The organism is Sphingorhabdus sp. (assembly GCF_046292425.1).
Lineage (GTDB): Bacteria > Pseudomonadota > Alphaproteobacteria > Sphingomonadales > Sphingomonadaceae > Sphingorhabdus_B.
This window is the reverse complement of record NZ_JBKBQV010000080.1, coordinates 1-10460: the sequence shown is the minus strand read 5'-3', so window position 1 is coordinate 10460 and position 10460 is coordinate 1. Positions and strand designations below refer to the sequence as shown.

Genomic DNA, 10460 nt, shown 5'->3' with positions numbered 1-10460 from the left:
TCTTTAGCGAGGTTGTGCCGCGCACGATGGAATCATCGATTAGGACAATTCTCTTGCCAGCAACAAGATTGCGGTTGGCGTTATGTTTCAACTTTACGCCGAGATGGCGAACACCGTCGCCTGGCTGAATGAAGGTGCGTCCGACATAATGCGAACGAATGATACCCAGTTCGAATGGGATCTTGGCCGCCTCGGCATAGCCGATCGCCGCTGGAGTGCCGCTGTCGGGCACCGGTATTACATAATCCACGTCGACGCCGTTCTCGCGCGCCAGCTCGGCGCCAATGGCCTTGCGGACCGAATAGACGCTGATACCTTCAACGATGGAGTCCGGCCGCGAGAAATACACATGTTCGAATATGCACGGACGCTGCGAAACTGGAATGAACGGCTTGTGCGACTGGATTTCGGTGCCACGCACCACGACCAGTTCGCCGGGCTCTACAGAGCGGATATATTCCGCCCCGACAATGTCGAGCGCCACGGTTTCCGAAGCAAAAATGATGGTATCGCCAAGCTTGCCCATTACCAGAGGCCGGATGCCCAAGGGATCGCGGCAGGCAATCATGCCTTCTGTAGTCAGACAAAGCAGCGAATAGGCGCCCTCGACCCGCTTCAAAGCGTCAATCAAGCGATCGAGCAACGTCCGGTACCCCGAGGTTGCAACCAAATGGATGATCACTTCGGTGTCGGAAGTGGACTGGAAAATCGACCCGCGACGGACAAGGTCGCGTCGCACGGTCACCGCGTTCGAGATGTTTCCATTATGGGCAATGGCGAAACCGCCAGTGGCCAAATCAGCATATAAGGGCTGAACATTGCGCAGCGAAGTCTCGCCAGTTGTCGAGTACCGCACATGTCCGATTGCGCAGCGACCAACAAGACCGCCAATAATTTCTTCACGGTCAAAATTGCCCGCCACATGGCCCATGGCGCGATGTGTATGGAAATCATGATCGTCAAAGCTGGTGATACCCGCGGCCTCCTGGCCACGATGTTGAAGAGCATGGAGACCAAGCGCCACCATGGCTGAAGCTCCCTCGGCGTCATAGACACCGAAGATTCCGCACTCCTCCCGAAGTTTGTCGTCGTCAAAAGGGTCGGTGGTCAGCATATATCGAATCCCGCTGCGCTTCGCTGGGTTGCCTATAGGCATGGCTGTGCCGATTGTCTCCCCCTTGTCGCGTGGTTGTCATAAAGAAAATGTTGGCGGGCCATTTCTGCATGCGTTAGGCAAGCGATATGACCGACGAACAAGAGAGCGGATTTACGCTCAATCCCAGATATGATGCCAATGGGTTGCTGACCGCCATTGTGACGGATGAGGCCGATGGTGCGGTATTGATGGTGGGGCATATGAACGCAGAGGCGCTTGCAAAAAGTATGGCCAGCCGCACCGCAGTGTTTTTCTCGCGCAGTCGCCAGCGGCTATGGCAAAAGGGCGAGAGCAGTGGCAATATTTTGCATATTGTCGATATGCGCATCGACTGCGACCAGGACGCAATCTGGATCATTGCGCGGCCTCAGGGTCCGACCTGCCATACCGGTGCCAGAAGCTGCTTTTACCGCAGGGTGACCGATTCGGGGCTTGAGCCCGTTTGAGGGTGTTTGTGCTTCTGTCCGGCGCATTATGCGGGCTTCTCACGGGTTGCGGTGACGGTCTCCCGTCCTTGCCTGGTGGTGGCGAAAGCGCTGGCGCAGCGTTGGACGCCAGGGCGATTGAGGCAGGCATTATCCCGGACCCAAGGAAAAGTGACCTTGCCGGACGCTATGAAACCCGTGGAGATATAGGCGTGGATAAGCTGTGCGCGGTGAAAAAATCGTCGGGCAGCTTCGATATCGGCTTTCTCTCCGTCAGTGGGTCGGAAAGCAAATGCGAAGGAACCGGGTCTGCCAGAATAAACGGCGAAAAGGTCGAAATCATCCTGAACGGGCAAGCGGACTGCAAGTTCACCGCACGTTATGACGGTTTCGAGCTACGTTTCCCTGCGGTAGTCGACAGCGGCTGCGCTCAATATTGTTCTGACCGGGCAAGTTTTTCGGGCACCCATTATTTCATGGTTGAGCCCGGTAATTCGGCTGCGCGCGACACGCTGGGCAGGGATATTGAGCGACTGTGCTCCTGATCTGTCCGGATCTAGTTCATAGACAAAGCGATACATTGTTGCCCGCTCGCTTTAAGCTTTGAACACATTGCATTGGCTTTTGCTTGCGTCGCGAAGGGACCAGCTTGAAGGCGGGTAAGCGCACCGTCTGTTTTTAGTATTGGAGCCATGTCCGCCAGTTCGGCTTCGTTTTTAGCAAGCTTCTTCCATAGGTTTTGGGCGTTCGCGGTATTGCTGAACGCACCAAGTTGAATACGCCATCCTCCGCCGGAGGGGGTTTCCTGCTTGACGGGCACAGAGTTCGGTTCCTCGGTCGCTGCCGATGACGGCGGTAGCGTCACTGGCGCAATTTTTTGCGGCATACGGCTGCTATCGATCGGGAATGCTGAGACTTGAGCCGTGCGTGCCCGGTCGGCGCGCTGTTCCAGTTCGCCGGCCAGCACAACCCCTGCCTGCCGCTCCTCAATAGGAATATACTGATCCATTTGCGCGAGACTCCGCGACGCTGAAGCCATTCCTGCCGAAGAAGCGCGAGTCATCAATGCATAAGCACGGACCCAATCCTTGCCGATGTTGATGCCGTTGAACAATTCGGTCGCCAGTAAATATTGCGCGCGTGGCTCCCCCCGGTCCGATGACGCGATCAGGAACGGCAATGCCTCGGAAATTTTTGTTTGATAATGCAGCAAATGGCCACAGCTATCTGCGGCCTGCACATGGCCCTGCGCTGCCGCCTTGCGGTACCAATCGAGAGCAACATCAAGGTCTGTTTTGACGCCACGACCAAGCTTGTATGCCTGCCCTAGGTTGAATTGCGCGTCGGCATCACCTGCCAAAGCGGGTTGGCGCCATTCCTTGACTGCAAGTTCATACTCCCCCCGCGACCAGGCATCTACACCAGCTTTCGTGTCCGCATGTGCGGGCAACGCTCCTGCCATGAGGGCGATAGCTGCTGCTGCAAGCATTCCCAGATCAGATCGCACCGCCATATTAACAACTCCAACTTTCCTGCACTTCCGAAACTAAATTTAAATTATCCTGAAAAAACTGATATTTGGTTAACATTTGCGATTAACACCTTAACCAAACCACCTGGCTGAGCGCCGCTGTTATCCGTCCTCTCGCTTTTAAGGAGTTACACAGGTGCCCTGCAAACTCTGTGTAGCTTATTACGGTTAGCGTTAACCTATTTTTAGCCCTGTTCTGTCACACCCCCATTTGTAACAATTGCAAAGGGGAATGATGTGCGGGTTCTCGCATTGGCATCACAGAAGGGCGGCTCGGGTAAAACGACCCTGTCCGGCCATTTGGCGGTACAGGCGCAACTGGCGGGCGCAGGTCCAGTCGTGCTTATCGATATCGATCCGCAAGGGTCTCTTTCCGATTGGTGGAACGAGCGTGAGGCGGACCTTCCAGCATTCGCGCAGACAACCGTGGCGCGGTTAGCGGCTGACTTGGCCATATTACGGCAGCAAGGTTTTAAACTTGCGGTCATCGATACCCCGCCAGCCATCACCATGGCCATCCAGAGTGTGATTTCGGTGGCCGAGCTTATTGTGGTTCCGACCAGGCCAAGCCCGCATGATTTGCGGGCAGTGGGAGCAACGGTCGATCTATGCGAGCGTGCCGGAAAGCCGCTCATCATTGTCGTGAACGCTGCCACCCCAAAAGCGAAGATAACCTCGGAAGCTGCAGTGGCCTTGTCGCAACATGGCACTGTTGCCCCAATTACGCTTCACCACCGCACCGACTTTGCGGCATCGATGATTGATGGCCGCACCGTTATGGAAATCGACCCCAACGGCCGGTCGTCGCAAGAAGTGATCCAGCTTTGGTCTTATATCTCTGACCGACTAGAGAAGAATTTTCGCCGTACTGTTTTCAGTGCCCCCGCCGCAACCAGTCAGCAGGTATCTGCCGCGCGTCCCATGGGTGGCTTCGGTCGCCGGGTCGTTGGTTAAACAAGAGAGGGCAAGAAAATGGGTGAACCAAAACCAATCGCATCCCTCTCAGGTATCTTGCTGGCGCGCAAAGGGCTTGCACGTCCAGCCATGCGCCGTCCATCGATGTTGAATAGCGATGGCAGCGCCGCGATGACTCAGGATGACCTTGGCTGGAACGACATGGGATATGATGTCGATCCCGATCCAACGACGCCAATGGATTACGACCATAACTTTCATGGGGCTAACCCGCTTGCGGCCGCTGTCCCTGAGGTCAAATATCAGCAAGACCGTCTGGCGAAAGCCATAGAGGCGAACAATGACATCGAAGCAGGCTTTGACAGCTTTGCAACGGAGCCGGAGTTGGTGACTGAAGCGCTCACCATTGTGACGGTCACGCCGGAGCCTGTTACGCGCCCGATTTCGCGTCGCGGTAAAACCGATGCACCGCGATCTCGTGCAAGGTCAAAGCCAGGATTGAAGGACAAAGCGGCATTTACGCTGCGTCTCGACAGCGAGCGGCATCTGAAGCTGCGGCTGGCATGTGCCGTCCGTCACCAGTCCGCACAGCAGCTTGTCACCGATGCATTGGACGCGTTTCTCGAATCAATGCCGGAAATCGGCCAACTTGCGTCCCACGTTCCGGGCAAAAGACATTGATATCTGAATTTAGACTTTTTGAGGTGATGCCATGAACAGCAATTTTGTCGTAAAGCTTGCCTTGTCGACCGCATTTGTGGCGGTGCCGGCAATGACAGCAACGGCCGCAGGGGCCGGCAGCACAAGCAAAGAATTTGCCAAAAAGGCAAGCCCGGAGAAGGCGTTCCAGTGGGCGAGAAAGGCCGAGCAGGCTTTGGTCATCAGCAAAAATGACCGCGCGCTGCAATTTGCCGAACTCGCCGTTGAGGCAGAGCCACAGAATCGCGACTATCGGGCTTTGTTGGCACGCGTCTACATGGCGAAAGGGCGGTTTGTGTCGGCCGAACGGACGTTGTTGGACGTGATGGAACTGGGCCAGGTCGATTCGCGCACGGTTATCAGCCTTGCGCTTAGCCGGATCGCGCAGGGGAACACAGAATCTGCGTTATCGTTGATCGATGCCCATCGTTCGATCATTCCGGTTAGCGATTATGGGCTGACACTTGCCTTGGCTGGACGTTCTGGCGATGCAATCATCATTCTGACAGACGCAGTGCGGACGGACAGCGCATCTTCACGGACACGGCAGAACCTTGCTTTGGCCTATGCGCTTGACGGACGCTGGCGCGAAGCACGTGTGATGGCGTCGCAAGATATGTCACAAGACAATGTCAATCAGCGCATCGCCGAATGGGCGCAATTCGCACGCCCGGGCGCACATGCATTACGTGTGGCGGGTCTGTTGAAGGTGCGCCCCGACATGTCTGATACTGGGCAACCTGTTCGACTTGCGTTGAACAGCCCGGCTCCTGTGGCATTTGCTATGGCGGATGTTGCTCCTGCTACCGCATCATTTGAATCTTTGTCACCAGCGCCTGCTGCTGCCGAACTCGCTGCGGTGGAGCCACCATTGTCGTCAGCAAGCGCGGGTTTTGCAGCCGCCGAAACGACAGTTGAACTTGCCCAAGTGCCAGCAGAACCATCACCTAAGGGTGAAGCGCCGCCCATCAGGGCTTCAGTGGCGCCCGCAAAACTCGCGCTTGCAGATGTGCCTGCATCAGGTGCGGCGTCATCCGGTAGAACGCATCTCGTGCAGCTGGGCGCATTTTCGTCAGCTGCAAGCGCCAAAGCCGCGTGGGCAAAGTATTCGGCCAAGTTTGGTGCGTTGCGCGGGTTTGAATCGACCAGCTCGACTGTCACCGTAAACGGCCGGAAGTTGACGCGGCTTGCCGCTACGGGTTTTGGAAATGCCGCAACGGCACGGAGCACATGCCAGCAAATCAAGGCACAGGGCGGAGCATGTTTTATCGTCCCCACTGGTGCGACGCAATCCGTCCGCTTGGCACAAACTGGCAGATCGAAAATCGCCTCACGTTAAGAAAATTGCTTTGAATACGGCAAAGGGTGGCTGGTTTAGATAAGCTTGCCGCCCTTTAGCATATGCCGAACGCGGCCTTGAACGGGCAATCGGTCAAATGGCGTGTTGCCCGCAAGTGCAGCCATTCGGTCACCGTCAACCTGCCAAGGCGCGTCGGGATCAATCAGGATGAGGTCTGCCTCTTGCCCTTCAGCAATCTGACCTGCATTCAAACCCAATATTTTGGCAGGGTTTGACGCCAGTAGTTCAAACATGCGTCCTGTCGAGATGACGTTATCACGAACGAGATTCAGGGATAACGCCAACAGCGTTTCTGCCCCTGCCATACCCGGCGCGCTTTCGGAAAACGGAAGGCGCTTGTCCTCTGGCCCGCGGGGGTCATGCCCTGATGCAATGACGTCAATGGTGCCATCGGCGATTGCGGCGATGCACGCAAGCCGATCGCTTTCGGAACGCAACGGCGGGGAAAGTCGCGCAAAGGTGCGGAAATCGGAAATTGCGTTGTCGGACAGGAATAAATGCGCTGGTGTGATGCCGCAGCTTACGTGCAGGCCCTTGGCCTTTGCTGCGCGAATGAGATCAAGGCCCCGCGCAGTAGTGACTTGGCGGAAATGAACATGCGCGCCGCTTTCTTCCGCCAGCATAATGTCCCGCGAGATCGCAAGCGTTTCGGCCACGCTTGGGGCGCTTGAAAGCCCAAGCAAAGTCGCAGTCTCCCCCGCGGTCGCAACAGATTGGCCAACGATACCCGAATCTTCGCAATGCACGATGACAGGCAAGTTAAGCGCTGCGCAGTAATGCATGATACGCAGCATCACCCCGCTGTCGGGAAGCCATTTGCGGCCAGTGGCAACGCCAACTGCGCCCGCCTCTTTCATCAGCGCGATTTCGGCCATGCGAAGCCCGTCAAGGCCTTGAGTCGCAGCGGCGAGGGGGTGAACCCACAGATCAGGCTTTCCCTTTAACGCAGCGAAGCGGACAGTCGCGGGATCGTCATGCACGGGCGACTGGTCCGGCATCAATGCGGCGCGGGTGATGCCACCGAAGCGGAAAGCGGGCTTGTCGGTACGAAATACGCCAAAATCGATAATTCCAGGCGCAACGATCAACCCGCTGGCATTAACCTGATCCGCAATTGGCGCGGCCTTGCCTACCGATGCTATTTTGCCGTGTTCGATATGGAGGTGCAGGGACTCTGCCTTGTCTGCGCCGGGCAGAATGACATGGCCATTTAATATGCTGACGCCAGTCATGCCCAACCCTCCTGGCCGCGCGCTTTGCGGGTCAATATGTCAAGGCAGGCCATGCGCACCGCTACGCCCATTTCCACTTGTTCGGTAATGGCCGAGCGTTCAACATGGTCGGCGACGCTGCTTGCAATTTCCACCCCGCGGTTCATGGGGCCGGGGTGCATGACCAGTGCGTCCGGTTTTGCCAAAGCCAACCGCCGTTCGTCGAGGCCATATAGATGGAAATATTCACGCGGGGAGGGAATGAAATCGCCCTGCATCCGTTCGTTTTGCAGGCGAAGCATCATGATGACGTCTGCACCGTTTAGCGCAGCATCAAAATTGCTGAAGCGCAGGGCACCAAATGCCTCTATACCATGTGGCATCAGTGCTGGCGGTGCGACAACACGGACCTCTGCACCAAGCGATTTCAGGCAGAACAGGTTTGAACGTGCCACGCGACTGTGCAGGACATCCCCGCAAATGACGACGGTCTGCCCCTCGATCTTGCCTTTGCGACGCATGATGGTCAGCGCATCAAGCAATGCCTGCGTCGGGTGTTCGTGGCTGCCATCGCCCGCGTTCAGGACGGGGCAATCGACCTTGCTTGAAATCAACTGCACCGCGCCGGAGCTGCCATGGCGGATCACAATTGCATCCGCACGCATTGCATTTAGCGTCATTGCAGTATCAATGAGTGTCTCGCCTTTTTTCACGCTCGATTGCGCGGCATGCATGTTTACAACGTCGGCACCAAGCCGTTTGCCTGCGATTTCGAAGGACAATAATGTCCGCGTTGAATTTTCGAAAAAGGCGTTGATGATTGTGAGCCCGGACAAGCGACCGTCATGTTTTGCGGGACCAGAACGATTTAGCGCAACCCAATGTTGCGCTTCTTTCAGGATATAGAGAATTTCCCATTTCTGAAGTCCGGCGATGCCAAGCAAATGCTTGTGCGGAAAGGCATCCGACCCGCGTGGAAAGCTGTCGGCGGCAAAGGGTTGGGTCCATGTCATTAAAGGCATGCCCTTAACGGGATTGGTAGCAAGACTCAATCGATTTTACCGTCAAAGCAGATGCGCCGTGAGAGCCGCTAACTGCTTGTCAGCGCATCAATCGCGCCTTGCAATATAAACGCCGCTGCGCCGCTGTCGATTTTTTCTGCCCTTTTCGCGCGGCTCATGTCGGCGGCAATCATGTCTCGCTCGACGGCTTGTGTAGACCAGCGTTCGTCGCGCAGCAAAATGGGGAGGCCTAGATCCTCGATATTTTTTGCAAAGGCGCGACTTGACTGGCTGCGCGGACTTTCGCTGCTATCCATGTTGAGCGGCAAGCCAATGACGATGCCGCGTGTAGGTCGCGTGGCGATAGCTGCCTTAAGTTCGAATTTGTCCTTGGTAAACTTGCTACGCTTGATGACGTCAGCAGGTGAGGCAAATGTCCAGCCAGCGTCACAAAAAGCGGTTCCGATAGTCTTGCTGCCGATATCAAGCCCGATCAATACGCCTCCCTCGGGTAATAGGGCGCGGAAGTCGGCAACCGAGTCAAAAATCATTTTTGCATAAATTTCTGAAGCCGCCATGTCGCATCCGCGCGGACATTTGCCCAGAATAAGGGAAAGTCGTATACATGGTAATTGTTGCCGGGCAGGACATAAGGCCCAACTTCCGGGGGATCGCCGATCAAAAGAAAGCCTTTGTCATCACAGCGCGCGGGCACCGCGCCCACAATGAGTTCGCCTGACTCCAGCTTGGCATCGGGCTTCAATGTTCCCAGATTGGCTTCCATTAATGCGCTCGGCTGTGCGCCGCCGTTAAGGGGGTTGGTGCACAACATTACCGTGTCCTTGCGCGGCTGACCGTTAAAGCCAGTCGTTCCGTTGTAGACCTTTACGATCCGGTCATACTCCGCAGGGTCAGCAAAGCTTTGCCACGCCATGATGCAACCCGTGTCGTCTGGACCGGCACAGGCCTTCAACCCCATTTCCGGCAAGTCGGTCGTCACAGATATTGGCCAGCCAACCACGTAGGCGGCGACTATCCGCTTCGCGATGGGCTTGCCCGCCACACGGTCTTTCAACAAATGCGTCAAATGGAGTGCGCCCTGGCTATGGCCAGCCAATATGATTGGACGGTCTTTCTGCACTTTCGCAACAAATTCGTCGAATGCCAAAAGTACATCTTGGTACGCGGCATCAAGTGCCTGCTGACCCTCCGGCTTCGTGGTCAGAAAAGCGCCAATGGCTGCCTGACGATAACGTGGAGCCCACATTTCGCCGGTATCCGCAAAAGGTGATGCAAGGCCACGCAGAAACAGCCGCGCGCGTTCTTGTGATTCCGCGTCGTCCAGCGGCGCGTTCCAGTAATCCTTGCCGATATAAGATGTGGGATGGACGAAAAATATCGCTGCCGACCCGGGAATGTCGGCTTTTGCGGCGCCAGTCGGTAACCAGTTCGCAGGGTTAGCAGCACTGCCGGGGCGCGTTAGCCACATCTCGTCACTGGCGTACTTGCTCGGCGCAAATGCCTTCTGCTCTTTAAACTCAGCGGTCGGGACGAACGCAAGCGCCGTCAGCTCGCTTTCGTAAATGCGGATAACGAAACCACCCACAATAACGAGTACGATGAGCGACGCGACAAGATATATAAATTTACGAGCCAAGTTTATGTCCTGAGATTTTGATGCGATTTACAAGATTAGACGAAAATAGCATGGGAAAATTGAATAGGGGCTGAAAGAATAAGCTTTTCCGTTGAAGCATGGCAGGCGCAATGCTAGCGGCTGGCTCATGTCTGTAGATAAAGATACCGTGAACAAAATCGCACGGCTTTCGCGTATCGCGATTAGCGATGCTGAGGCTGACAAGATGGTCGGCGAGCTCAATGGCATTCTTGCCTGGGTGGAGCAATTGGGGGAGGTTGACGTCACCGGCGTTGAGCCGATGACGGCTGTCATTCCCAACAAGCTGCGCCTGCGCGACGACGTTGTCACTGACGGCGACGTGCGCGACAAGGTGCTGGCCAATGCACCAGCCAAGGAAGGCAGCTTTTTTGGCGTGCCTAAGGTGATTGAGTGATGTGCCTCTCCTTCAAATGTCACCCTGAACTTGTTTCAGGGTCCTACTTTACTGGCGTCGAAAAAATTAAGATGCTGAAACGAGTTCAGC

General features: G+C 55.9%; 12 protein-coding genes. 6 read left to right on the top strand and 6 right to left on the bottom strand.

Annotated elements, in window-relative coordinates; translation table 11 throughout:
- The coding region (gene purF / locus ACK4S7_RS12665; protein WP_409647475.1) for an amidophosphoribosyltransferase at positions 1-1114 on the bottom strand (1114 nt) is incomplete at its 3' end.
- A 128-nt stretch (positions 1115-1242) separates the two neighbouring features.
- Here purF and hisI point away from each other — a divergent pair.
- Together hisI and ACK4S7_RS12655 are read left to right on the top strand one after the other, a co-directional pair.
- Positions 1243-1602: a phosphoribosyl-AMP cyclohydrolase gene (gene hisI, locus ACK4S7_RS12660; RefSeq protein WP_409647472.1), complete on the top strand. Its 360-nt coding sequence runs from the start codon at positions 1243-1245 to the stop codon at positions 1600-1602.
- 2 nt (positions 1603-1604) lie between these two features.
- Positions 1605-2126: a hypothetical protein gene (locus ACK4S7_RS12655; RefSeq protein WP_409647470.1), complete on the top strand. Its 522-nt coding sequence runs from the start codon at positions 1605-1607 to the stop codon at positions 2124-2126.
- Positions 2127-2137: 11 nt separating this feature from the next.
- Here ACK4S7_RS12655 and ACK4S7_RS12650 read toward each other — a convergent pair whose 3' ends face one another.
- Positions 2138-3094, bottom strand: a complete 957-nt coding sequence (locus ACK4S7_RS12650; protein WP_409647467.1) for an SPOR domain-containing protein — start codon at positions 3092-3094, stop codon at positions 2138-2140.
- Positions 3095-3349: 255 nt separating this feature from the next.
- Here ACK4S7_RS12650 and ACK4S7_RS12645 point away from each other — a divergent pair, with 255 nt between their 5' ends.
- From ACK4S7_RS12645 to ACK4S7_RS12635, 3 genes are read left to right on the top strand one after another with little or no spacing between them, the layout of a single operon-like run.
- On the top strand, positions 3350-4066 hold the full coding sequence (locus tag ACK4S7_RS12645; RefSeq protein ID WP_409647464.1) for an AAA family ATPase: 717 nt from the start codon (positions 3350-3352) through the stop codon (positions 4064-4066).
- 18 nt (positions 4067-4084) lie between these two features.
- Complete coding sequence (locus tag ACK4S7_RS12640; RefSeq protein WP_409647461.1) at positions 4085-4708, top strand: hypothetical protein; 624 nt, start codon at positions 4085-4087, stop codon at positions 4706-4708.
- A gap of 31 nt (positions 4709-4739) precedes the next feature.
- Positions 4740-6065 carry an SPOR domain-containing protein gene (locus ACK4S7_RS12635; RefSeq protein WP_409647459.1) on the top strand — a complete coding sequence of 442 codons (1326 nt, stop codon included), beginning with the start codon at positions 4740-4742 and terminating at the stop codon, positions 6063-6065.
- A gap of 35 nt (positions 6066-6100) precedes the next feature.
- On the opposite strand, the gene ACK4S7_RS12630 is transcribed toward ACK4S7_RS12635, so the two are convergent.
- From ACK4S7_RS12630 to ACK4S7_RS12615, 4 genes are all read right to left on the bottom strand, one after another.
- On the bottom strand, positions 6101-7318 hold the full coding sequence (locus ACK4S7_RS12630) for a dihydroorotase (protein ID WP_409647456.1): 1218 nt from the start codon (positions 7316-7318) through the stop codon (positions 6101-6103).
- Entirely contained in the window at positions 7315-8310 is a 996-nt protein-coding gene (locus ACK4S7_RS12625; protein ID WP_409647453.1) for an aspartate carbamoyltransferase catalytic subunit, read from the bottom strand. The genes ACK4S7_RS12630 and ACK4S7_RS12625 overlap by 4 nt, the downstream gene beginning before the upstream one ends.
- Before the next feature lie 77 nt (positions 8311-8387).
- Positions 8388-8849: a Holliday junction resolvase RuvX gene (ruvX, locus tag ACK4S7_RS12620; RefSeq protein ID WP_409647478.1), complete on the bottom strand. Its 462-nt coding sequence runs from the start codon at positions 8847-8849 to the stop codon at positions 8388-8390.
- Positions 8846-9955: a DUF3089 domain-containing protein gene (locus ACK4S7_RS12615; protein WP_409647450.1), complete on the bottom strand. Its 1110-nt coding sequence runs from the start codon at positions 9953-9955 to the stop codon at positions 8846-8848. Before ACK4S7_RS12615 ends, ruvX begins: the two co-directional genes overlap by 4 nt.
- 127 nt (positions 9956-10082) lie before the next feature.
- On the opposite strand from ACK4S7_RS12615, the gene gatC reads away from it, so the two are divergent.
- Positions 10083-10370, top strand: coding sequence for an Asp-tRNA(Asn)/Glu-tRNA(Gln) amidotransferase subunit GatC (gene gatC, locus ACK4S7_RS12610; RefSeq protein ID WP_295492228.1), 288 nt, complete (start codon positions 10083-10085; stop codon positions 10368-10370).
- The last annotated feature ends 90 nt before the right edge of the window (positions 10371-10460 follow it).

Bases quoted from the DNA above. Each gene is read 5' to 3' on its own strand.
- hisI (WP_409647472.1), top strand. From the start codon at position 1,243: ATGACCGACGAACAAGAGAGCGGATTTACGCTCAATCCCAGATATGAT.
- ACK4S7_RS12650 (WP_409647467.1), bottom strand. From the start codon at position 3,094: ATGGCGGTGCGATCTGATCTGGGAATGCTTGCAGCAGCAGCTATCGCC.
- ACK4S7_RS12640 (WP_409647461.1), top strand. From the start codon at position 4,085: ATGGGTGAACCAAAACCAATCGCATCCCTCTCAGGTATCTTGCTGGCG.
- ACK4S7_RS12635 (WP_409647459.1), top strand. From the start codon at position 4,740: ATGAACAGCAATTTTGTCGTAAAGCTTGCCTTGTCGACCGCATTTGTG.
- ACK4S7_RS12630 (WP_409647456.1), bottom strand. From the start codon at position 7,318: ATGACTGGCGTCAGCATATTAAATGGCCATGTCATTCTGCCCGGCGCA.
- ACK4S7_RS12625 (WP_409647453.1), bottom strand. From the start codon at position 8,310: ATGACATGGACCCAACCCTTTGCCGCCGACAGCTTTCCACGCGGGTCG.
- ruvX (WP_409647478.1), bottom strand. From the start codon at position 8,849: ATGATTTTTGACTCGGTTGCCGACTTCCGCGCCCTATTACCCGAGGGA.
- gatC (WP_295492228.1), top strand. From the start codon at position 10,083: ATGTCTGTAGATAAAGATACCGTGAACAAAATCGCACGGCTTTCGCGT.